Origin of the sequence: Nitratireductor pacificus pht-3B (genome assembly GCF_000300335.1) — a bacterium.
In the GTDB taxonomy this organism is placed as follows: Bacteria; Pseudomonadota; Alphaproteobacteria; order Rhizobiales; family Rhizobiaceae; genus Nitratireductor; species Nitratireductor pacificus.
Window position 1 is genome coordinate 54,637 of the sequence record NZ_AMRM01000005.1, and the last position, 19,713, is coordinate 74,349.

General features: G+C 64.7%; 26 protein-coding genes. 8 read left to right on the forward strand and 18 right to left on the reverse strand.

Translation table 11 applies throughout. The features are described 5' to 3' along the window. Nucleotides 1-29 precede the first annotated feature (29 nt). Nucleotides 30-311 (reverse strand): hypothetical protein, encoded by a 282-nt coding sequence (locus NA2_RS05605; RefSeq protein WP_157188143.1) that lies wholly within the window; start codon nucleotides 309-311, stop codon nucleotides 30-32. Between the two features lie 8 nt (nucleotides 312-319). After that, the gene (locus tag NA2_RS22385; RefSeq protein WP_274531968.1) at nucleotides 320-451 is read right to left on the reverse strand and encodes a hypothetical protein; all 132 of its coding nucleotides are present in this window, start codon (nucleotides 449-451) and stop codon (nucleotides 320-322) included. A gap of 180 nt (nucleotides 452-631) precedes the next feature. Here NA2_RS22385 and NA2_RS21885 point away from each other — a divergent pair, with 180 nt between their 5' ends. Beyond that, nucleotides 632-874, forward strand: coding sequence for a hypothetical protein (locus NA2_RS21885; protein ID WP_157188144.1), 243 nt, complete (start codon nucleotides 632-634; stop codon nucleotides 872-874). 98 nt (nucleotides 875-972) lie between these two features. On the opposite strand, the gene NA2_RS05615 is transcribed toward NA2_RS21885, so the two are convergent. The 3 genes from NA2_RS05615 to NA2_RS22280 are packed head-to-tail and all read right to left on the reverse strand — an operon-like array spanning nucleotide 973 to nucleotide 3,905. After that, a complete protein-coding gene (locus tag NA2_RS05615) occupies nucleotides 973-2,142 on the reverse strand; it encodes a phage portal protein (RefSeq protein WP_008595146.1) in 1,170 nt (389 codons plus the stop codon). A 43-nt stretch (nucleotides 2,143-2,185) separates the two neighbouring features. Next, nucleotides 2,186-3,448: a DNA-packaging protein gene (locus NA2_RS05620; RefSeq protein ID WP_008595149.1), complete on the reverse strand. Its 1,263-nt coding sequence runs from the start codon at nucleotides 3,446-3,448 to the stop codon at nucleotides 2,186-2,188. After that, complete coding sequence (locus NA2_RS22280; protein ID WP_008595152.1) at nucleotides 3,411-3,905, reverse strand: hypothetical protein; 495 nt, start codon at nucleotides 3,903-3,905, stop codon at nucleotides 3,411-3,413. The genes NA2_RS05620 and NA2_RS22280 overlap by 38 nt, the downstream gene beginning before the upstream one ends. A gap of 322 nt (nucleotides 3,906-4,227) precedes the next feature. On the opposite strand from NA2_RS22280, the gene NA2_RS05630 reads away from it, so the two are divergent. The 3 genes from NA2_RS05630 to NA2_RS05640 all read left to right on the forward strand — a co-directional run bounded on the left by NA2_RS05630 (nucleotide 4,228) and on the right by NA2_RS05640 (nucleotide 7,583). After that, the gene (locus NA2_RS05630) at nucleotides 4,228-6,375 is read left to right on the forward strand and encodes a transglycosylase domain-containing protein (RefSeq protein WP_008595154.1); all 2,148 of its coding nucleotides are present in this window, start codon (nucleotides 4,228-4,230) and stop codon (nucleotides 6,373-6,375) included. A gap of 82 nt (nucleotides 6,376-6,457) precedes the next feature. Then, nucleotides 6,458-7,042, forward strand: coding sequence for a DUF1214 domain-containing protein (locus tag NA2_RS05635; protein WP_008595156.1), 585 nt, complete (start codon nucleotides 6,458-6,460; stop codon nucleotides 7,040-7,042). Beyond that, nucleotides 7,035-7,583, forward strand: a complete 549-nt coding sequence (locus NA2_RS05640) for a DUF1254 domain-containing protein (RefSeq protein WP_008595158.1) — start codon at nucleotides 7,035-7,037, stop codon at nucleotides 7,581-7,583. The genes NA2_RS05635 and NA2_RS05640 overlap by 8 nt, the downstream gene beginning before the upstream one ends. Nucleotides 7,584-7,640: 57 nt before the next feature. On the opposite strand, the gene NA2_RS22220 is transcribed toward NA2_RS05640, so the two are convergent. Further along, nucleotides 7,641-7,826 carry a hypothetical protein gene (locus tag NA2_RS22220; protein WP_210161287.1) on the reverse strand — a complete coding sequence of 62 codons (186 nt, stop codon included), beginning with the start codon at nucleotides 7,824-7,826 and terminating at the stop codon, nucleotides 7,641-7,643. 109 nt (nucleotides 7,827-7,935) lie between these two features. Between NA2_RS22220 and NA2_RS05645 the strand changes: the two genes are divergently transcribed. Further along, nucleotides 7,936-9,018, forward strand: a complete 1,083-nt coding sequence (locus tag NA2_RS05645; protein WP_157188145.1) for a hypothetical protein — start codon at nucleotides 7,936-7,938, stop codon at nucleotides 9,016-9,018. On the opposite strand, the gene NA2_RS05650 is transcribed toward NA2_RS05645, so the two are convergent. From NA2_RS05650 to NA2_RS05660, 3 genes are read right to left on the reverse strand one after another with little or no spacing between them, the layout of a single operon-like run. Further along, the gene (locus NA2_RS05650) at nucleotides 8,994-9,341 is read right to left on the reverse strand and encodes a DUF1491 family protein (protein ID WP_008595163.1); all 348 of its coding nucleotides are present in this window, start codon (nucleotides 9,339-9,341) and stop codon (nucleotides 8,994-8,996) included. The two genes, NA2_RS05645 and NA2_RS05650, sit on opposite strands and share 25 nt — an antisense overlap. Nucleotide 9,342: 1 nt before the next feature. Beyond that, on the reverse strand, nucleotides 9,343-10,245 hold the full coding sequence (locus tag NA2_RS05655; RefSeq protein WP_008595165.1) for a peptidoglycan-binding domain-containing protein: 903 nt from the start codon (nucleotides 10,243-10,245) through the stop codon (nucleotides 9,343-9,345). Then, on the reverse strand, nucleotides 10,220-11,896 hold the full coding sequence (locus NA2_RS05660) for a sensor histidine kinase (RefSeq protein ID WP_008595167.1): 1,677 nt from the start codon (nucleotides 11,894-11,896) through the stop codon (nucleotides 10,220-10,222). Before NA2_RS05660 ends, NA2_RS05655 begins: the two co-directional genes overlap by 26 nt. Before the next feature lie 559 nt (nucleotides 11,897-12,455). Between NA2_RS05660 and NA2_RS05665 the strand changes: the two genes are divergently transcribed. After that, entirely contained in the window at nucleotides 12,456-12,767 is a 312-nt protein-coding gene (locus tag NA2_RS05665) for a DUF5330 domain-containing protein (protein ID WP_008595169.1), read from the forward strand. 79 nt (nucleotides 12,768-12,846) lie between these two features. Further along, a complete protein-coding gene (locus tag NA2_RS05670) occupies nucleotides 12,847-13,275 on the forward strand; it encodes a SufE family protein (protein ID WP_008595171.1) in 429 nt (142 codons plus the stop codon). A 39-nt stretch (nucleotides 13,276-13,314) separates the two neighbouring features. Here NA2_RS05670 and NA2_RS05675 read toward each other — a convergent pair whose 3' ends face one another. After that, nucleotides 13,315-14,145 (reverse strand): DUF6456 domain-containing protein, encoded by an 831-nt coding sequence (locus NA2_RS05675; RefSeq protein ID WP_008595173.1) that lies wholly within the window; start codon nucleotides 14,143-14,145, stop codon nucleotides 13,315-13,317. A gap of 2 nt (nucleotides 14,146-14,147) precedes the next feature. Then, nucleotides 14,148-14,582: a helix-turn-helix domain-containing protein gene (locus NA2_RS05680; protein ID WP_008595175.1), complete on the reverse strand. Its 435-nt coding sequence runs from the start codon at nucleotides 14,580-14,582 to the stop codon at nucleotides 14,148-14,150. Between the two features lie 206 nt (nucleotides 14,583-14,788). Between NA2_RS05680 and NA2_RS21450 the strand changes: the two genes are divergently transcribed. Beyond that, nucleotides 14,789-15,130, forward strand: a complete 342-nt coding sequence (locus tag NA2_RS21450) for a hypothetical protein (protein WP_081582617.1) — start codon at nucleotides 14,789-14,791, stop codon at nucleotides 15,128-15,130. 79 nt (nucleotides 15,131-15,209) lie between these two features. Here the strand turns inward: NA2_RS21450 and NA2_RS05685 are convergent, their stop codons facing one another. The 7 genes from NA2_RS05685 to NA2_RS05715 form a co-directional block, all read right to left on the reverse strand. Then, nucleotides 15,210-15,629: a Ros/MucR family transcriptional regulator gene (locus NA2_RS05685; protein WP_008595176.1), complete on the reverse strand. Its 420-nt coding sequence runs from the start codon at nucleotides 15,627-15,629 to the stop codon at nucleotides 15,210-15,212. Between the two features lie 550 nt (nucleotides 15,630-16,179). Next, on the reverse strand, nucleotides 16,180-16,551 hold the full coding sequence (gene mnhG, locus NA2_RS05690) for a monovalent cation/H(+) antiporter subunit G (RefSeq protein WP_008595178.1): 372 nt from the start codon (nucleotides 16,549-16,551) through the stop codon (nucleotides 16,180-16,182). Then, nucleotides 16,548-16,883: a cation:proton antiporter gene (locus tag NA2_RS05695; RefSeq protein WP_008595180.1), complete on the reverse strand. Its 336-nt coding sequence runs from the start codon at nucleotides 16,881-16,883 to the stop codon at nucleotides 16,548-16,550. Before NA2_RS05695 ends, mnhG begins: the two co-directional genes overlap by 4 nt. Then, nucleotides 16,880-17,353, reverse strand: a complete 474-nt coding sequence (locus NA2_RS05700; RefSeq protein WP_008595181.1) for a Na+/H+ antiporter subunit E — start codon at nucleotides 17,351-17,353, stop codon at nucleotides 16,880-16,882. The genes NA2_RS05695 and NA2_RS05700 overlap by 4 nt, the downstream gene beginning before the upstream one ends. Then, nucleotides 17,350-18,909, reverse strand: coding sequence for a Na+/H+ antiporter subunit D (locus NA2_RS05705; RefSeq protein WP_008595183.1), 1,560 nt, complete (start codon nucleotides 18,907-18,909; stop codon nucleotides 17,350-17,352). Before NA2_RS05705 ends, NA2_RS05700 begins: the two co-directional genes overlap by 4 nt. A gap of 7 nt (nucleotides 18,910-18,916) precedes the next feature. After that, entirely contained in the window at nucleotides 18,917-19,294 is a 378-nt protein-coding gene (locus NA2_RS05710) for a Na+/H+ antiporter subunit C (protein ID WP_008595185.1), read from the reverse strand. Next, complete coding sequence (locus tag NA2_RS05715) at nucleotides 19,294-19,713, reverse strand: Na+/H+ antiporter subunit B (RefSeq protein WP_008595187.1); 420 nt, start codon at nucleotides 19,711-19,713, stop codon at nucleotides 19,294-19,296. The genes NA2_RS05710 and NA2_RS05715 overlap by 1 nt, the downstream gene beginning before the upstream one ends.

The window sequence follows — 19,713 nt, forward strand, 5'->3', positions numbered from 1 at the left end:
CCTGCATCACGTTTCCCGGCATCCTTGATCTACTGCGCGCGCAGTGCCGCCAAGAGGTCCCGATAAAAGAGTTCTGCATACCCTTTTCGAAGATAGCAATCGGACCCTGTTTCCGACCAGATTTTCACCAAACCCTCATCGTTCAGTCCGGCCGCCAGCAACCGTTCGATAAAACCGGATACAATATTCTTTTCTTGCGCGGTCAAAGAGCGAGCGAGATAGGCTGTCAGTTCGTCATCAGATCGAACGACAAGCTCTACGTCGGCATGCATATGGCGCGCCATGCGAGAAAACGCACTTGGTACGTTCATCTGATCTCTCACTCGTTTCTTGGATAGGCTGTGTGAACCCTTAATCCTTTGCGAACTTTATCATCATGGACAATATATACACCAACGCCATAAGTATCACGCAGGTAAGGTTGCACATAACCATCTGTAACTGCGTCCATCCCGGTTTTCTAATTAAAGACTGCGGTAACAAACGCCTCGTCAAGTTCGCCTTTCGCAACCGCATCTGCAATAGCACGGTTGCGATCCAAGGTTGCGTTTACAAGCCCGTTCGCTGCAACCAGAGAAGGAAAAGACCCGCTACGCCGCACGCCGTGCCGAACAAAGAGCCCCCGGTCCTGATGCGCACGAACGTAATCCAGGAGATACTGACCGCTTCGGCCAACATGTTTTCTGATCGCATGTCCGCCAGCCGCCTCCTCTTCCAAAAGGTCAACCTGCTGACCTCGTCCAGGCTCGGCCTGCACACGATGGACGGTGCTTTCGTCAATGGCGCTGCCTCCACCCCCATCCGTCCAGTGACCACCACCAGGACTTCCCGCTGGGACACGCGGCTGAAGACGCCATCCGGGGTTGTACTTTAGCGCTAGCTCCAGCCGCGCGGCGGAGGCCAGCAGCCGGAACCATGTCGCCTCCCCACGCAGCCGCGTGGCAAGCATCCCCGTATCCTCCAGAACGCGCCTCATTCGCCACGCGGGCCATAGCCCACAGCCCGGCGTTTTTCCTCATCACTCAGGAAATCGGCGGCGCCCACCCGGCTCCACAGCGCCTCGCGCTCCGCCGCCAGTCCCTCGATCGCATCGGCGTCGAACCACAGCCGCAACGGCGCTCCGAACACCGGCTCGAGCCAGGCCGAAAACTCCTTCGCCACCCGCCCCACCAGCGGCAGCACGGTCAGCCGGTAGAAGGCCCGGTTCGCTTCCTGGTAATTGGCGTAGGTGTTGTCGCCGGGAATGCCGAGCAGCATGGGCGGCACGCCGAGCGCCAGCGCGATGTCGCGCGCCGCCCCGTTCTTTGCCGCCATGAAGTCCATGTCGCGCGGCGACAGGCTCATCGCCTTCCAGTCGAGCCCACCCTCGAGCAGCAGCGGCCGTCCGGCCCGCGCCACGCCGCCATAGCCTTGTTCGAGTTCCGCCTTCAGCCGGTCGAACTGGTCCTCCGAGAGATTGCCGCCTTCCTTCGGTGCATAGACCAGCGCGCCGGAGGGACGCGCCGAATTGTCGAGCAGCGCCTTGTTCCAGCGCGCCGCCTGGTTGTGCGTATCGAGCGCCATCAGCGCCGCGCCCAGTGGCGCGAAACCGTAGTGATCGTCGAGCGGGTGAAACAGGCCGAGTTGCAGGGCCGCGCCCGGTTCGAGCGCGATCCTCTGGCGCGCCCTGCCCTCGCGATAGTCGAGCGCAACCGGCCAGCCGGCGGCGTCGGCCGCCACGGTCACCCGGTCGGGCCGCAGGAGATGCAGCTCGCGTGTTCCGGTCCCGGTCTCCAGCATCTGCACATAGGCGTTGCCGGCCAGGAGCAGATGCCCGTAGAGCGCCTCCATGAAGCTGCCGCCCGCCTGCCGCTGGTTGGGTCGCGCCATCAGGTCGAGCACGGGATGCGCATCGTGCTCCCGCGCGCCTTCGTACAAGAGCCAGGGCACGGCGCCGGCCGCCTCCGCCACCAGCCGCACGGCGCGGTGGGCGACGGGGTTCTTCATGAACCCCTCGCGCCCCAGCGCCGCATAGTCGCGGCGCGACCAGCGCGCCTCGGCCTCGCGGTGCAGTGCGACGAAGCCGGCCGCCTGCGCAGCCTTCGTTTCCACGGACGCGTCGGCGCCTCCCGGACGCCTCGCCCAGGGCCAGTTCCAAGCCATATCGTCTTCCCGATCGAGCGTTTCGTTGCCGGGGCCTGCGCCCCTATCCCAAATCCCGGATGCGCGGCTCGCGTCGTTTGCCAAGCATCAGCTCCGTCAGCGCCCAGACCAGCGCATCCACCCGGTCCGGCGAATGACCGCCCGACAATCCGTCGAGGCCGAAATCGCACATCTCGTCCTCGAGCTCGGGAAAGCGCTGCGCGTGGCGCACGCGCCCCTGCTCGTAGAGCGCCGCCACGGGTTCGGCGCGCAGCCATTTGCCGCGCGTCGCCCGCACCGGCTTCACCGGCACGGTGGCATCCACCGTGGCGATCACCGCCGCCACCATGTCGCCGCCCTGGTTGACTTCCGCCACCATGCAGTCGGCGCCGAACCGGTGATAGAGCGCCACCGCGCGGCTCGCCCATTCCTGCGGCTTGGCCGCCCTGACGGTCCCGTCATGCAGGACCAGCCCGTTGCCGGCCGCGTCGATGCCCGCGACGAGCAGTCCGCAGGCGTCCGACGTCCGGTGCGCGGCAGCCGGAGGATCGACCGCCACGACGATGCGCCGCAACGCACCGGATGCGGCAGGCGCCGTCTCCAGCATTCCCCGCGTCCACAACGCGTCGAGCCGGTCGGCGATCAGTTCGCCGTCCAGTTCCTGCCTGCCAAGCCGTGTCCCGGCGTAGCGCCGCTCGATCGCCCGCAGAAAACCCTTCGCCAGGTTCTTCTCGTTCTCCGCCGTCGGCATGCGCGTCACCGTGACCAGCGGGTCGTCCATCAGCCGGCGGATCAGCGGGATGGGCCGCGGCGTCGTGGTCAGAAGCTGCAGCGGCCGCTCGCCGACCCGCAGGCCGAACTGCAGCATGTCGAAGGTCGCATCCGCATGCCGCCACTTGCCCACCTCGTCACACCAGGCGGCATCGAATTGCGGGCCGCGCAGGCTCTCCGGATCCTCGGCGGAGAACATCTGCGCCAGCGCGCCATTGTCCCAGACCAGCCTGCGCCTGCTCGCTTCGAAACGCGGCCGATGCCGGCGCGCCACGGCGGACAGTCCCGACGGGCCGTCGATCATCACCTCGCGCACATCCGCCAGCGTTTCACCCACAAGCGCCAGGCAGCCATAGCGCCGCCCTCCGGAGAAGGGCGGGAAGCCGCGCACCAGGGCGTTTACCCATTCGGCGCCCAGCCGTGTCTTGCCGGCGCCGCGGCCGCCGGTCACCAGCCAAGTGTCGAAGATCGGCAGAAGCGGATATTGCGAGAGCCGCGCCGCGCCGATCCACTCCGCCTCAATCTCCGGTGCCAGCCTCCTCGGCAGATTTGTCAACGCCCATCTGCGTTGCCAACCGGCCTGCAAGGTCCTCGGCAAGCTCGAGGATGCGCGCGTCGATGCGCGCAAGTGCGGCGGCCATTTCTTCATCGCTTCTCATCTGTTCCTCGCGCGCGCTCTGCGTGCCGCGTCCCATTTCGCCGAGCTTCTCGACCATGCGCAGCATCGCCGCCAGCGCGTCGAGGCTCACCTTGTCGTAGGCGCCCGTTTCCTCTCCCTCGCTGCTGACCTTCTCGAGTTCCCCGATCAACCGGTCGGAAAGCAGGCTCAGCCGCGCTTCCGGGTCGGCGGCATGCGCCACGGGCTCCGGCGTCCTCCAGCCTTCCCTGTCCGCAGTCGCCCGCAGCCGCGCCTCGGAGCGGCCGGCGGCGAGCGCCAGCATGTCGAATGTCGCCGGCGCGCCCTCGTAGAGCGCTCGCAGCGCCGCCAAAGCGATCGAAGCGCTTTCGCCCATCGGTGAAATCCATTGATTTTGAGGGGTGTGAAATCCGGGCCGCCGGCTGCTCTGGCTCCCGCGGCCGCAACTCTGCGACACTATCTGAACCCTATCAGGCGACCGTCACGGTGTCAAGAATATTTTCCTATTTCCATCATGTGGCCGCCGGGTGCGTTAGTCATGCTGGTGGGAAACTTCATGCGGAAGGCTGAAAAATCCGGAAAATCCTATAAAACAAGCCGTTACGGTGCTACATTCGCACGCTGCGGCGTTTTCGGGCGGGTGCGTTGCGCGACGAAGCGGCGCCAGGGCAGCCCGTGACGGGCCGACGGGAGTTTGGGTGAAGAAACCACGCGCGAAACGACAGGCGAAGGCACCCCGGGCGACCAGGTTTCTGGCCGTCGATGCCTGGCTTGATTCCGCATTCTACGAAGCTGGCTTCAAGGCCGGCGAAGCCTGGGAATCGATAACGATCTTCTTTCGCCGCTTTCGCGTCTACGGCGCAAAACGCGCCCTCGTCGAACTGCTCAGCGAGGGCTTCACCATCGGTGCGGCAGGCAGCGTCGTCATGCTTGCTCTGGCAATGCCCGCCTTCGAGGAAACGGCCGGCGACTGGCGCGCTCAGGACGACTATGCCGTCACCTTTCTCGACCGCTACGGCAACGAGATCGGCCAGCGCGGCATCATCCAGCGCGACTCCATCCCGGTCGATGCCATTCCCGATCATGTCATCAAGGCGATCCTGGCGACGGAAGACCGCCGTTTCTTCGAGCATTTCGGCATCGACTTCTTCGGCCTCGCCCGCGCCCTGACGGAGAATGTACGCGCCAATTCCGTCGTCCAGGGCGGTTCGACCCTCACCCAGCAGCTCGCGAAGAACCTGTTCCTCAGCAATGAGCGCACCTTCGAGCGCAAGGTCAAGGAAGCCTATCTCGCCCTGTGGCTCGAGATGAACCTGTCGAAGAAAGAGATCCTGCAATACTATCTCGACCGCTCCTATCTGGGCGGCGGGACGTTCGGCATCGCGGCTGCCGCCGATTTCTATTTCGACAAGCAGGTCGAGGATCTCTCGCTTGCGGAGGCGGCGATGATCGCCGGCCTGTTCAAGGCTCCGGCGCGCTACGCCCCGCACATCAACCTGCCGGCGGCGCGCGCGCGCGCCAACGAGGTTCTGACCAATCTGGTGCAGGCCGGGTTCATGAGCGAGGGGCAGATCCTCTCCGCGCGGCTGCGCCCGGCCACCGCCGTCGACCGTGGCGGCGCGGACAGTCCGGACTATTTCCTCGACTGGGCCTTCGAGGAGGTCAAGAAGATCGTTCCAAGGGGCGTCACCCATTCTCTGGTGGCGCGCACGACCATCGATCCCAACCTGCAGCGTGCCGCCGAGGAATCGCTCGAGTTCCACCTGCGCCAGTACGGCAAGGATTACGACGTCTCCGAAGGGGCCATCGTGCTGATGGAGGCCGAAGGCGCAGTACGCGCCATCGTCGGCGGGCGCGACTACGGCGCCAGCCAGTTCAATCGCGCCACGCGCGCCGAACGCCAGACCGGCTCATCGTTCAAGCCCTATGTCTACGCCGTGGCAATGGAGAACGGGTTCGAGCCCAACTCCCTCATCTCCGACGGCCCCATCTCCTGGGGCAACTGGTCGCCGCGCAATTACGGCCGAAGCTATGCTGGCCGGGTCACGCTCACCACGGCCCTCATCAAGTCCTACAACACCGTTCCGGTCAGGCTGGCGCGCGACCATACCGGAATCGACCCGATCATTGATCTGGTCAAGTCGTTCGGCATCGAATCGCCGCTCAATGGTCACAAGACGATGGTGCTCGGCACATCAGGCATGACGGCGCTCGACCAGGCCACCGGTTTCTCCGTCTTCGCCAATGGCGGCTTCGCCGGGACGCGCTACGGCATCTCGCAGCTTCTCAGCCATTCCGGCGATCTCGTCTATGACAAGGCGCGGGACGCGCCGCCGCCGCGCCGCGTGCTGTCGGAGAAAGCCACGGCGTCCATGAACCAGATGCTGATCCATGTGCCGGAAAGCGGCACCGGCCGCCGCGCAGCATTGCCGATGACCCGGTCGGCGGGCAAGACCGGCACGACCCAGTCCTATCGCGATGCCTGGTATGTCGGCTATACCGGCAACTACGTCGCCGCCGTCTGGCTCGGCAATGACGATTTCCACCCGACGCGCCGCATGACGGGTGGCTCCCTGCCGGCGATGGTCTGGCAGCGCTTCATGACCTACGCACACCAGAATGTCGAGCTGAAGCCCCTGCCCGGCATCGAAGGCCCCATGCGCATCGAGACGGAAAGCTCCGATTCCGGAGAGGTTGCGGAGAACGGGCAGCCGTCGGCAGGAGATGCCCTGCCCCTGGCGCTTTCCGCCGGCACGGCTTCGTTCCTCAGGGAGCTTTCGAGCGCTTTCGAGAAAGCCCCGCCGCTGAAGTCGCCCCGGAAGAACGAAACCCTGTCCGCTCTGTGAGCATTGCTCTCACGGCCCCGCCCCTTGAACCTTGCGCGGCATCCGGGGTATCGGGGATAGCCCACGCCAGATCAGAATCCAAATGCTGAGAACAGTCCTTCAGGTCGCCATCGTCTTGCTGATCGCCCTTGGCGCGGGGGCCGGCAGCGCTTGGTTCGCGCTCGAAACCACCCGATCGGTCGGTTCGGTCGATATCGGCGCCTGGACCGCCTTTCCCAGAAGCGGAACCCGCGACGCCGATCCCTATGCGCGCGCGCGGTCTGCGCGGCTTGGCGAACTGGCCCTCGGACAGGCGGAGGGCATCGGCTTTGTCGCCGACCAGGACGACACCGGAGCGCCGCTGTTGCGCCAGTGCGACTACCTGGTCGAGGGTTCCGTGCCGCCGGTACGCTTCTTCACGCTCTATGCGGCGGACCCGGCGCGGCGCGCCCTCTCCGCTCCCGAACGGTTCTCCTCGGCGCTGCATTCTCAATCCCTGCTGTGGGAACAGAAGCAGCAGTTGCGCATCTCCGTCAGCACAAGCGCCCATCCCGGCAACTGGCTGGCCCTCGAGGGGCGCGGGCCGATGCTGCTGGTGCTTACCCTGTTCGACACGCCGATCTCCACCGGCGGACGGGTCGACGAGATCGCCCTGCCCCGCATCAGGAGGATGGGCTGCGATGCTTGATACGCTGCGCGTCCTTCTTCTCGGCGTCTTCGGCGCGGCGATGGTGCACATCTCCATCCTGTTCCTGCTGCCGGTCTATTCGGAACGCGACGTCTGGGCCGCGCTCGCCGCCAGGGCCGACCTGTACACCGCCGTACCGCTCCGTCACAGTGCGGGAGGCACTGATGCCGAGCGGCCGTTCATCGACAATCCGCTGTTCGAGGCGTCGGTCTGCCGGTTCGATCTCTCCACCGGCATGACGCGGATCGTCGCCTCCGGACGCGTTCCGTTCTGGTCGATCTCGGTCTACGACCGCGACGGCCTGAATGTCTTCAGCCTGAACGACCGCAGTGCGCAGCAACGTGTTCTCGACGTGCTGGTCGCCGACCCGCCGCAGATGCTGGAACTCAGGAACGGCCTTCCCGAAACGCTCGCCCAGTCGGTGCTGGTGCAGGCGGATGTGACGGAAGGCATGGCCCTCGTCCGGGTCTTCGTTCCCGATGAGAGCTGGCGTGGCGCCGTTTCGGCATTCCTCGACAGCATGAGCTGCACGCCCGTTTGAGGCGCTGGCCGCGTAGGCGGCCGCCACTGCAGGCAATGCCGCCGCGATACTGGGCTATCAGGACTTGCTCAGCCGGCGCGTATCGCGCGGGTGGTCGTCTCCACCGTCGTCCTTCAGCGGTTCGTCGCGCCGTTCATAGCGCACGCCGGGAAAGATGATCACCGATGCGCCGCTCCGCCGCTGGCTCGATGAGCCTGTCGGCGCGCGTCGCGGCCGTGGCACAAAGTTCAAGATGACTGCCATGACATTGCGTTCCCTTTCTGGGCTGGAGTGGTACGCAACGCCTCCTTTGCGGAAGTAGAGCCCGCATATGGTTAACGTTTCGTTACCGCCCGCTCCGGCGCGGACCGCAATGCTGAACGGAATTCTAAAGAAACCGGTTAACAGCTTGCTAAGGGAATGGGCCTATCGTGTGCAATGCCCACCCGGATGCGTCGCAGTCCGCAAGTGCGGCGTTGTTCATCGTGTCTCTTGCGAGTGTTGGGTCCGCGTGTCGTCCGCAATTTTCAGAGAGCTCGCGTCGGGCGGGGACGCGTATAAGCCGGAACGGGTCTTTCGCGCGGCCGTCTCGGCGTTCGCGGCCCTCGCGCGTCCGACGGCCGGCGAGATCGTGCGTCTGGACGACCTCACCCTGCCCCTCCTTCCCCGCGTTCCGGTCGAGACAAGGCGTTACGCCGCGGCAGCGCTGTGCGAATGCAACACGCCACCGCCCCGCTTGCTGCGCCGTCTTTGCGAGGAACCGATCGACATCTCCGCGCCGCTTCTGGTCCGCTCAATGGCCCTGACGGATGTCGACCTGATCGGCCTGATCGCGCAACACGGTCTGCCGCATGCGCGCCTCATCGGGCGCCGGGCAAACCTGAACCCGGCCATCGCCGCGCTGATCCGCGCCATTTCGGCGCTGCATGACGAAACGCCTGGCGGTACGGCTGCCGACGGGCCGCAGCCGTCATCGCGCCTCGACATGCCGGAGCAGGCGGTGCGGGAAAAACTCCGTGCGATGATGCGCGACGCGGCGAAACCCGATGTGCTGCCGTTGACGGACAACGCAGGCAGCGACGGCCGGCAGACGGCGATGGAGCTCAGCGCCGCAGCGCTTTCGGGAGACGATGCGGCATTTGCCTCGATCCTGGCCGATAAGCTTGGCGTGTCGATCGACCGGGCGCGGCTTATCATCGGCTTCGCCATGCCGAGCGAGCTGATGACGGCGCTCCGCCTGCTCGGACTTGATGCCGCCGAAGCACTGCTGATCACCGCGGCGCATTTCCCGGCGCAGCTTTCCGATCGCGCCACAATCCGTCTGTTCGTCGCACGCTACGGCGCGATCTCCGCCGAGCTGGCGAAGACGCGGCTGCAACGGTGGCGCCAGTTGCCGTCGTCGCCTTCAGCGGGCGGCGGGCAGCCGCACCATCACTCGGCGGCGACGTCGAAGTAGCCGCCTGCCTGGCCGATATCGTTCAGTTCGATCTCGACCACCCAGAAATCCGGATCGAAACGCCGTTCCTTGTCGAGGCGCTGCTCGATCTCTTGCCCTTCGTCCACCACGATCAGCGTGAACTGCCGGCCCGCGGGGCGCGTCTCGGCGTAGCTAGCCTGCATCGCCGGTCCATACAGGGCCTGCCGTCCCATCCGGTCGCGCACGACGATGAAGATGGAGCCCGCTTCGCGTGCGCCTCTTTGTCCCACCGCGGCGAAACCGCCCTCGGCGAAAATCCGCTTCGTCAGGGCTGAAACCCAGAACTCGCTGGTCAGGCGCATGTCAATTGGTCAGGCCGACTTCACGCATCTTGGCGAGAAATGCGGGATCGGGCTGGCCGGTCACGTTCAGGCCGAACAGGCTCTGGAACTCGCGGATCGCCGCCTCGGTATCCTGCCCCAGGACGCCGTCCACCTCGATAGCGTCGTTACCGAACGCCTTCAGGCCGGCCTGGATGCGCATCACCGTGGCGTCAGCTTCGGCGGTCTGCAGAGCGGCGGTGCGTATGGGCTGCGCTGGTTCGCTGCCCGCCTGCGACACCTGCTGGACGACCTGCGGGCGCGGCGTCGGCGCCGGGATGGATTGCGCGGGCGGCATCTGGGGCGCGGCGGCGGGTGCTTCCCTCAGCCCGAGCTGGCGCAGCAGCGGATCGTCCACTGCTTCCGAGGCTTCCAAGCCCACAATGCGCCGGTAATTGCTGATGGCCGTACGGGTTTGCGGTCCCTGCAGGCCGTCCACCGTACCCTGGTAGAGACCGAGATCGCCCAGCACGCGCTGCACCTCGCGCAGGGTGGCGTCACCACCCTCCGCGACATCCGGTCGGTCCGACGGGATGGCGCCGGTCATGTCGTTGCTCGGCTTGATCGTGCCTGGCGCCACTGCGCCTGGCTCGCTCCGAACCGGCACGGGATCGGCCGTGCGGCGGACGGCGCCCGGTACTGCCGCGTCTTCCGGCGTCCTGTCGACATAGACCGGCTCACGCGTCGAGATGAGCGCCCCGGCATGGAAATGCGGCTGGTACCAGAGCGCGTTTGCCGAAACGAAGGCGAACGAGACGAGGAACGCGGTGGTGCCGCCGACCGCCAGCGGGTTCCGGGCGATGGCCATGCCCGTACCCGCCAGTCCCGCGCGCAGAATGCCGGCGAACGTGATCTGCGGCTCAGGCCGTCTTGCGGTATTCTTCATCCGTCCACTCTTCGTCGATCACCGGTGCCTTGGTCCGGTTCGCAATTTCCTTTGTCGTGCCCGCGCCTACCGGCAATGAAACGGTTACCCGCGTCCCCTCGCCGGGCGCACTGTCTATCATCACGCCGCCGCCCTGCAAGCCGACGAGGCCGCGCACCAGGGCGAGGCCGAGGCCGGTTCCCTCGACATGGCGTGTCGCTTCGCTGCGCACCTGCATGAACGGCTCGCCGATGCGCTGCAGGTCGTCGGCCGCGATGCCGACGCCGTTGTCAGCCACACTGAAGTCGATGCGGTCGCCTGTCCGCTCCGCCGATATGACGATCTCGCCGTTCTCGGGCGTGAACTTGACCGCGTTCGACAGGAGGTTGATCAGCACCTGCTGTACCGCGCGGCGATCGCAATGGACGACGCCAACGTCATCCGCGATGGAAAGCTTGACCGCGATCGGGCGCTCCGTCGTCTGCGGGATCGTCAGCGCCAAGCTCGCCTCGACGACGTCGGCGAAGGAAAAGGCTTCGGGATGCAGCACATAGGTGCCCGATTCAACCTTCGACACCTCGAGCGTCGCGTTCACGACCGAAAGGAGGTGCGCGCCCGCCTCGTGGATCAGGCGCACATATTCGCGCTGTCGCTCGTCGGCGAACCGGCCGAAGATCTCCATCTGGAGCGTGTCGGAGAAGCCCAGAATGGCGTTCAGCGGCGTGCGCAGTTCATGGCTCACCGCGGCCAGCACGCGCCGGCTTTCCGCCCTGGTCGCGCGCTCACGCTCGCGCATGTACGCGATCTCATCCTCCAACTGGGCCTTGTCGCCCTCGTCGCGGATGACGGCCAGCGCCTCGCCGGGTTCTGCGCCGGAGACGAACTCGACGCCGAAGCGCCTGTAGCCCGATACGCGCGCATCCCCCTGCTCGGCGGGCATGCGCAGACGAATGCTCAACTGGCGAGACCGGGCGCCCGAACCGATGTCCGACAGGGCGCACAGATAGGCGACCCGGTCGGCGACATGAACGCGCTCGAAGAAGCCCGAACCAAGCAGGATGTCGCTACGCACCTGCAGTAGATCGCCGGCCTGCCGGGATGCGCTGCTGACCTCGCCCGCCCTGTTCATCCGCAGGATCAATGCGTTCATCCGGTCGGCCAGTATGGCGTCGTCGTCGGCCGGCGTCTCCCGGCCGCTCTCCGGCCGGAGGCCAGGCAGGCGCGCAAGCAGCGTCGCGAGATAGACGACCGGCACGAACCAGTGCGCGGCGGATGGCGGCACTGCTATTCCGCCCTGAGCCAGTGCGCCCGTCAGCGCGCCGCCGAGGGCTGCCGCAGCCAGCGATGCACCACCCCCCAGGAGCAGCGCACGGCGTGTGCCTGCCACCCAGAACGCCTCCGCCGCCAGGGCGAAAGCCACGATCGCCATGGGCGAGGAGAGACCGCCGGCGGCCGCGATCAGGCCCGCAAGGGAGAGCGTACCCAGCGCCAGAGCGGCGATTTCGGCGGCGCCGCGTCGCGCGGTCGCCAGGATCGCCGTTGCAAGCATCCAGCAAAGACCGAAGGCCGCGCAGCCGAGCGCCATGGCCTGCGCCATATCCAGAACGTCGGAAAGGAGTTGCACCGAGGCGGCGGCGAAGAGGAAAGGCGCGCCGAACAGCACGGCGACCATGCGCGATTGGCGCCGGCGCTCACCGGCCTCGTCCACCGATGGGTGGATGAGGCGGCCGCAGGCCGCCGCAACAGCAGAGGACCACTCCAGATATAGAGATGCTCGTGCACTCAACTCGACGCGCTCTCGCTTTGTCCGTTTGACGTGTTCTTGTTCTGAAAGAACCTCGCACCCAGCGTTTAAGGAAACGATAAACGACGGTGCCGGCGGCGCTTCAGCCCGGCCGAAATCAGCGGTTCCGATGCAGAAATCCTGTCATGGTTAACAGCCCGTCACCGGATTCGCACCCTGCCCCGGCCCCTCGTTTTCCATGTCCGCGGCACGTCCCGGCCTGCAGATCCCAATCCGATCAACGCCTTAGGTGGTAAAATATTGGTCAACGCGTCTGCATGCCTTTGATCGGCACTTGTTTCAAAGGCCGGCGTTTGCGGTTTCTTCAAAAAAGAACCTCAAATTTGAACAAAAATCTCAACAGCCCTTTCGTGCGCCGATGGCATTGTCTTCCCGGGACGCTCGAAAGGGCATGGCCTGCGGGCCTTGAAACGGGAACAGCGACATCATGGGTTTTCTCATTCGATCCGCCTTCTGGCTCTCACTGGTTCTGCTGTTCCTGCCGATCGGCGGCGGGGACGAGGCGGAAACCGGGCAGGTCGGGGCGCTCCAGGCGATCAGCGCGGCGCGTGACGCTGTCAGCGACATGGCCGGCATCTGCGAGCGCAGGCCCGATGTCTGCGCCACCGGGAAGGCCGCTCTTCAGACGATCGGCGTGCGCGCCCGCGAGAGTGCCCGCATCGCCTACGAGATGATCGAGGAAGAAACGCCCGCCGGCGAGCAGCCGCTCACCACCGGCAGCATTCCTCCGGCGCAATAGCCCTTCAACCGGCCGGAAGATGTCCGGATGCGGCCCGTTTTTCCGTGACGGGTGGCGGGACAAGGACTATATCCGGGGCATGAGCACGACACTCGACTCCATCTTCGACGATTTCGCCTTCCTGGACGACTGGGAGGAGCGCTATCGCTACATCATTGAGCTGGGCAACGCCCTGCCGCCCTATCCGGAGACGGCGCGCGACGAGGCCCACCGCGTACGGGGCTGCGTCAGCCAGGTCTGGCTGCACACGCAGCATGGCGAAGGCAGCGACCCGGTCCTCCAGTTCAAGGGCGATTCCGACGCGCATATCGTGCGTGGGCTCGTTGCCATCATGTTGCTCGTCTTCTCGGGAAAGAAGGCCAGCGCAATCCTTGAGATCGATGCGGAAAGCGTGCTGCGCCGGCTCGGCCTCGACGAGCATCTGACGCCGCAGCGGGCCAACGGCCTGCGCGCCATGGTCAAGCGGATACAGGACGAGGCGAAGTCGGTCACCGCAACGGCGGGCTGAGCATGAGCCGTCCACCGCTTCGATGAACGCTGAACGGACCTAGGAAATTCTGGGACGATAGTCCTCCGCTCCCCAATGCAGGATCGGCCGCTTTCCGGTCCCGCTGCTCCCGGCCCGCGGATCATAGTGGCGCGCCAGCGCGCCGAGCGCCGTCTTCAGGACGACCTTCGCCGAACGCACCGGCCATCCCCGTTCGATTTCGGTCTGCTCAAAACCCTTCAGGAAGCAGCAGATGTCGACGAGCACGCCCGCCAGCTCGGGCCCGACAGCGGTCAGAGCCTGGTCCACCCTCTGCCGGGCCGAGAGCGCCGCGTCCGTCAGTTCGGTGCCGCCGCCCGGCCCGCTGCCGCGCCTGCCCGCCGATATGGCCGCGATCCAGTTCGCGCTCAACCGGGGCATCACCTGCCCCCGCGTATAGTCCGCCCGCAGCCGCTCGCCCGCATCGAACTCGGCCGCCGTCAGAAACGGCGCGCCGTTGCGCGTGCGCCTCCTGGCGAGCTGTCCGAGCGGCGATTCGGCAAGATTGGCCGCCACATGCTGCCGGCAACGCTCCGCCATGATGACGCGATGCTCGATCTGCCAGTGCTGCGCCCGGAACGGTTCGGCCGCCGCCTCATCACGCCTTCCGCGGGCCTCTCCGACGTCGCTCAGCGCTACCCGCCCGTCCTCATCGCGCACCAAGATCCCTTCGCGGGCGAGCCTATCCAGCACGCTCATGTGCAATGCGATGGTCGCGCCGTCGCCATTGCTCAGCAGCCTGTGGTCCTTCTTGGCAGCGATGCGGCTCTCGGCCGGACCGCCTCGCAGAAAACGGATGGCGCGGAGGAGCTGGCGCTGCATATCGGCATTGATCTTGTCCTGCCTGAGCACGGTCAGCGCACCTCCGTGTGCCGGAACGCCACGGTGACGACCCGCTCCGTCATGCTGACGACGCTGTCGAACTCCTCGTCGTCGCGCATGTCCTCGATGAGATGGCAGGCATACTGAACCGTCGTCCTGTCGCGCCCGAAACCGCGGCCGACTTCCGCCATGTTCAGTCCGAGGGTCACATGGGCGGCATACATGCCGATCTGGCGCACCCTCGTCACGCTCGTCGACGACCGCCCTGTTCCGCGCAACTCCCTTCCGCTGACATTGAACAACGCAGCAATGATATCCAGAACGCATTCGCAGACCTCGGTGACCCGCTCGTCTGCTATGGGGCTGAGGCGGCGCTCCAGCGATAGCGCCGGCCCGTCCGCCATGCGGACCGCCCCCGTCAGCTTGATGTCTGCTTGCTTCGTCGCATTTGACGGCACTGAATTCATCCCTTCCCGAAAAGAGGAATAAATTCTTATATCCTACGCGGCCGCCTGCGGGAACAAATTGTGAACACATAATTGTTGATCGCGACATCAACACATTGAACGAAAAGAATAAAAACCGGCCGAGATAATTTTCTTCAGCACTGTTTATCCCCGCCCCTTCGAAGCCCCTCATAGTCGGACGAGATCAGAAACCGAGGTCCGGCATAATGGTGGTAAAAAGCGAGATCGACGCGTTCCGTAGGGCAAAGGAGGCGCGTGGCGTCGACGCGCGGCAGACGGCGGCACTGGCGCTCGTTTGCGGAATAGATCTGCCTTCGGCCCTGCGATCCTCGGGAACCGACCGGATCGCATTGCAGCAGCGACTGAAACGCATGATCGAGCGCGAGCGGCTCAAGGGCGCGCGAGGCCACTGGAGCTACGATCTCAATCGTCACATCGCGCTCGGCCAGGCACTGCAGCGATTGTCTCCGCCGTCGGACATCGTTGTCGGCGATCGCGCACCGGTCCGGCGACGCTCCAGACACCGTCCTCCCCGGCACGGGTCGTGACCGGCACCCGCAAAAAAAGACGGCGCCCGGAGGCGCCGTCAATCAGTCAAAGCTACGCAAGATACACTCGGGAGAACGCCTATTTTCCCTTTGGCTTGCGGCCGAGACCCATCTGCTTGGCGAGCTGCGAACGCGCGATCGCGTAGCTCGGCGCAACCATGGGATAATTCGGATCGAGACCCCACTTCTCGCGATACTGCTCGGGCGTCATGCCGTAGTGGGTCATCAGATGACGCTTCAGCGACTTGAACTTCTTACCGTCTTCCAGACAAATGATGTAATCGTCGTGCACAGACCGCTTGGGATTGACGGCCGGCTTCTGCTTCTCGGCTGGCGCAGGCTCCGACGAGCCACTCACACGACCGAGCGCCGCATGCACATCCGCGATCAGATTGGAAAGTTCAGAAGCAGGAACTGGATTATTGCTAACATAGGCAGCCACGACCTCTGCCGTCAGCTCAATAAGCATATTGTCGTTCTTGATCAGTTCTTCGTTCATTTCGGTTACCTTGCCCCAACGTCAGTTTTGCTTTCGGGCCCCATCTTGATTTTTTAGGAGGCCTTACTCAGAAATGTTGTTTTCATTATCTTTTTATGATTCCCGAGAGTGGGTGATCATATCGGGCTTTTGCCAGGCGGGGTCAACTCACTTTTTGCAGCTTAAGACAAGGTGATTCAAAAATTGATTTGTTTATCGCGCATCAAAAATGGGGATTCTATTCCAGAAATAATCCGCTCCCAAGTCTCCAAACTGCTTTGATTGACCTGATAGGTCAGAATTTCAGAAGAATCCGCGCTTCCGCCGAAGCGCCCAGCGCCTCATCGGCGGGTGAACAGAGGCTGTTGTATATTTATCACCTGGAGATCATTGCTGAGCCTGGATCGATCGGCGGGAAATGAGACCGACCCAAGCGGGCAAACCGCATGGGTGTTTCTCATCAATACTTGCTCTGGACAGTTCCCTGCTCCATCGCGGCAGAATCCCCGCATCGATGGTTGGCCGATACCAGGCGCGGTACGCGATACGCTGCCGTCCCGGCGCGCTCCGTTCAGAGATCGTCGGACGGTTCCTGAGACGCATCCTTCCGTTCGGCATGCGCCATGTCGTCATGGACCGAACGGTCCCAGAGCTTGTAGCCCGCCGCGTAGGCCGCCTTCGCCAGAAGATGCGCCGAAATCGGCGCGGTCAGCAGGAAGAACACTACCGCCGCCAGCGCTCGCGTCACCACCGCCTGGTCATGCGCGAAGACCGCCAGCGCGATCAGCATCACCCCCGAACCGAGCGTGCCGGCCTTGGAGGCGGCATGCATGCGCGTATAGAGATCGGGAAGACGCAGCAGGCCAATGGCGGCGATCAGCGTGAACGCTGCGCCGATGACGATCAGCCCTCCGGTGATCAGGTCCTGCGCCGCGCCCATCATTGTTCCTTCTCTCCAAAGATGCCGCGCGTGTCCTGGTTGACGAATTCCTGCTCGTAGCGGCGGCTGAGCACGAAGCGTGCGAAAGCCACGGTCGCGAGGAAACCCACCAGTCCGAGGGCGATCGCGATGTCGAGATAGAGCGTAAAGCCCGTCCGGATGCCGATCACGGCGATGAAACCGATGGCTATGGTCACCAGCATGTCGAGCGCCAGAACCCGGTCCGGCAGGCTTGGCCCCACGATCACGCGGACCACCGTCAGGAGAAACGACAGGCTGAGCAGCGCCAGCGCCACCAGTTCGGCAAAGTTCAGGAATTCCTGGCTGGCACTCATCGGAACGCCTCCATGATCTTGCGTTCGAAACCTTCCGCGATGTCGCGGCGCAACGCCTCGGGCGACGAACAGTCGATCGCATGAACGTAGAGGAAACGCCGGTCCTCCGACACATCGACCGAAAGAGTGCCGGGCGTCAGGGTGATCAGGTTCGCGAGGAGCGTGATCTCGAAATCGCGGTCGACCTTCAGCGGATAGGCGAAAATGCCGGGCTTCAGATCCATCTTCGGGGACAGGACCAGCACCGCCACACGCCATGCGGAAAGGACAAGTTCATACAGGAAAAGCAGCATCAGCGAGATCAGCCGGAAGCTGCGGGCGAAGTAGCCGAGCGACCCGACCTGCTCGCGAATGAGATAGAGCGTGCCCGCCCCCAGGATCAGACCGAAGATGAAGTTCGCCAGGGTGAAGGAGCCGCTCACCGCGGTCCAGGTCAGCGCGAGGAGGATGTTGATCAGCGGCAATCTCATGGCTGCGCCTCCATCGGAAAGACCGCGCCCAGATAGGACGATGCCTCGAGGAGCCCAGTTGCCGAAACCGTCGCGATGCGAATGAGCGGCTCGGGATACAGTCCCAGCAGAAGGATCGGCAGGGACAGCATGGCAAGCGCCGCGTAACCGACCGCCGGGCGTCCTGCCACCACGGTGTCATTCTCCGCAGGCTTGGCCGTCTGGCGCCAGATGGTCAGGATGAAGACGCGCCCCATGGCCACGGTGGTGAGAAGTCCGGTCAGAAGGATCGCGAAGGAAAGCCAGGGCAAACCGGCGTCGAGCGAGGCGCGAACGAGAATCACTTTCGGCCACAGACCGGAAGCCGGCGGCAATCCCGCCGCGGAGAGCACGAGCAGCAGCGCGAAAGCCGCCAGCAACGGATAATTCCGGTACAGACCCGACAACTCATGCAGGGAATAGCTGCCGCCCAGCCCGTTCATCACGCCGGCGAGCAGATACAGCGCCGTCATCGCGATGATCGAGTGAAACGCGTAAAGCACCGTGCCGGTCAGCCCCGCTTCGGTGCCGAGGGCAACGCCGGCCATCATCACGCCGACACCGGAGATGACCACGAAGCCGAGCACGCGGCGGATGTCCGACTGGGCCAGCGCGCCCATGATGCCGAGCACCATCGTGCCCGCCGCCACCCAGGCAATCAGGTCGGCCAGCACGGCGCGCTCGACGGGGAAGAGCATGACCAGGATGCGCATCATCGCGTAGACGCCGACCTTGGTCAGAACGCCCCCGAACAGCGCCGCCGTCACGATGCTCGGCGTATGATAGGACGCAGGCAGCCAGAAGTTCAGCGGAAAGGCGGCCGCCTTCATGCCGAAGGCGAGCAGGTAGAGAACCGTCAGCGTCATCAGCGGGCCGGTATCGCGCATCGCGTCGACCTTGCCGGCGATGTCGGCCATGTTGAGCGTGCCGAAGGTGCCGTAGAGGAACGCCGTCGCCGTCAGGAACAGGGTCGTTCCGACCAGGTTGAGGATCGCGTACTTCGTCGCGCCGTCGAGCTGCCGATGGGTCGATCCGAGCACCAGCATGCCGAAGGACGAGATCAGGAACACCTCGAACCAGACATAGAGGTTGAAGACGTCGCCGGTCAGGAACGAACCGCCGACGCCCGCCATCATCAACAGCATGAACGGGTAGAAGCCGTAGCGCCGGCCCGTCGCGTCGATCTCCTTCGTCGCATAGATGGCGCAGACGATCGCCACCAGCGTCGCCACCAGCGCCAGCGAGGCGCCGAGCGCGTCGGCCGCGAAGGAAATGCCGAAGGGCGGCAGCCAGCGCCCCATCGTCATCGCCTGCGGACCTTCACTGAGCACCCGTTCGAGCAGGCCGACATTCGCTGCGAAGGTCGCCATCAGGCCGGCGATGGCAAGGCCTGCATGGAAACGGGTCTCGTGCCGGACCATCAGGAGAACCGCGCCGAAGACGAGCGGGATCGCTACAGGCGCTACGACCAGCCAGTCGCCCAGCGTCGCCGGCGCGGTCACCATGGCATTGGAAATGTCTACTGTCTCTGCGGCCATCGGCGTCTCAATATCCCAGTGGCGGCAGCGGCTCGCCCTCGGGCTCAGCCACGCGCATACCGTCCGTGTCGTCGGTGCCCAGTTCCTGATAGGTGCGGAAAGCCAGAACCAGAAGGAAGGCGAAGAAGGAGAAGGAAATCACGATCGCCGTCAGGATCAGGGCCTGCGGCAGCGGATTGGCGGTTATCGTGTCGGGCGTCTGCAGTGCTTCCGGGATGATCGGCGGGACCTCCCGCACCACGCGTCCGACGGTGAAGATGGTCAGGTTGACAGCATTGCCGAAGATCGAGACGCCGAGCAGGATCCGGATGATGTGCTTCGACAGCATCAGATAGATGGCGACGGCGAAGAAGATGCCGACGAAAACGGAAAGAGCCACTTCCATCAGCCATGCTCCCTTTCTTCCAGCGCCAGCGCGATGGAGGTGATCGCACCGACCACGACCAGATAGACGCCGATGTCGAAGAACAGCACGGTCGACAGGTCCACGGGCAGTCCCAGAATGCTGACGGTCGTCCAGAGCCCCGTCAGGAACGGCACTTCAAAGAACAGCGACATCCACCCGGCCAGTGCCGCCAACAGCAGGCCGAAGCCGGAAATCGCCATCGGATGGAAGTAGAGGGCGCGACGCACTGGCGAGACTCCGCAGGCGATGCCGTAGATGGCGAACGCCGAGGCCGCGATCAGCCCGCCGATGAAGCCGCCGCCCGGATCGTTGTGGCCGCGCAGGAGCACGAAGATCGAGAACAGCACCATCAGGCTGGTCAGATAGGGCGCGATGGTCCGGAAGATCAGCGTTCGCAT

Excerpts from the sequence above, each read along its gene's own strand:
- NA2_RS05605 (WP_157188143.1), bottom strand. The coding sequence starts at position 311 with ATGAACGTACCAAGTGCGTTTTCTCGCATGGCGCGCCATATGCATGCC.
- NA2_RS22385 (WP_274531968.1), bottom strand. The coding sequence starts at position 451 with ATGGACGCAGTTACAGATGGTTATGTGCAACCTTACCTGCGTGATACT.
- NA2_RS21885 (WP_157188144.1), top strand. The coding sequence starts at position 632 with ATGCGCACGAACGTAATCCAGGAGATACTGACCGCTTCGGCCAACATG.
- NA2_RS05615 (WP_008595146.1), bottom strand. The coding sequence starts at position 2,142 with ATGGCTTGGAACTGGCCCTGGGCGAGGCGTCCGGGAGGCGCCGACGCG.
- NA2_RS22280 (WP_008595152.1), bottom strand. The coding sequence starts at position 3,905 with ATGGGCGAAAGCGCTTCGATCGCTTTGGCGGCGCTGCGAGCGCTCTAC.
- NA2_RS05635 (WP_008595156.1), top strand. The coding sequence starts at position 6,458 with ATGCTGAGAACAGTCCTTCAGGTCGCCATCGTCTTGCTGATCGCCCTT.
- NA2_RS05640 (WP_008595158.1), top strand. The coding sequence starts at position 7,035 with ATGCTTGATACGCTGCGCGTCCTTCTTCTCGGCGTCTTCGGCGCGGCG.
- NA2_RS22220 (WP_210161287.1), bottom strand. The coding sequence starts at position 7,826 with ATGGCAGTCATCTTGAACTTTGTGCCACGGCCGCGACGCGCGCCGACA.
- NA2_RS05645 (WP_157188145.1), top strand. The coding sequence starts at position 7,936 with ATGCTGAACGGAATTCTAAAGAAACCGGTTAACAGCTTGCTAAGGGAA.
- NA2_RS05650 (WP_008595163.1), bottom strand. The coding sequence starts at position 9,341 with ATGCGCCTGACCAGCGAGTTCTGGGTTTCAGCCCTGACGAAGCGGATT.
- NA2_RS05655 (WP_008595165.1), bottom strand. The coding sequence starts at position 10,245 with ATGAAGAATACCGCAAGACGGCCTGAGCCGCAGATCACGTTCGCCGGC.
- NA2_RS05660 (WP_008595167.1), bottom strand. The coding sequence starts at position 11,896 with ATGGTCGCCGTGCTGTTCGGCGCGCCTTTCCTCTTCGCCGCCGCCTCG.
- NA2_RS05665 (WP_008595169.1), top strand. The coding sequence starts at position 12,456 with ATGGGTTTTCTCATTCGATCCGCCTTCTGGCTCTCACTGGTTCTGCTG.
- NA2_RS05670 (WP_008595171.1), top strand. The coding sequence starts at position 12,847 with ATGAGCACGACACTCGACTCCATCTTCGACGATTTCGCCTTCCTGGAC.
- NA2_RS05680 (WP_008595175.1), bottom strand. The coding sequence starts at position 14,582 with ATGAATTCAGTGCCGTCAAATGCGACGAAGCAAGCAGACATCAAGCTG.
- NA2_RS21450 (WP_081582617.1), top strand. The coding sequence starts at position 14,789 with ATGGTGGTAAAAAGCGAGATCGACGCGTTCCGTAGGGCAAAGGAGGCG.
- NA2_RS05685 (WP_008595176.1), bottom strand. The coding sequence starts at position 15,629 with ATGAACGAAGAACTGATCAAGAACGACAATATGCTTATTGAGCTGACG.
- mnhG (WP_008595178.1), bottom strand. The coding sequence starts at position 16,551 with ATGATGGGCGCGGCGCAGGACCTGATCACCGGAGGGCTGATCGTCATC.
- NA2_RS05695 (WP_008595180.1), bottom strand. The coding sequence starts at position 16,883 with ATGAGTGCCAGCCAGGAATTCCTGAACTTTGCCGAACTGGTGGCGCTG.
- NA2_RS05700 (WP_008595181.1), bottom strand. The coding sequence starts at position 17,353 with ATGAGATTGCCGCTGATCAACATCCTCCTCGCGCTGACCTGGACCGCG.
- NA2_RS05705 (WP_008595183.1), bottom strand. The coding sequence starts at position 18,909 with ATGGCCGCAGAGACAGTAGACATTTCCAATGCCATGGTGACCGCGCCG.
- NA2_RS05710 (WP_008595185.1), bottom strand. The coding sequence starts at position 19,294 with ATGGAAGTGGCTCTTTCCGTTTTCGTCGGCATCTTCTTCGCCGTCGCC.
- NA2_RS05715 (WP_008595187.1), bottom strand. The coding sequence starts at position 19,713 with ATGCGAACGCTGATCTTCCGGACCATCGCGCCCTATCTGACCAGCCTG.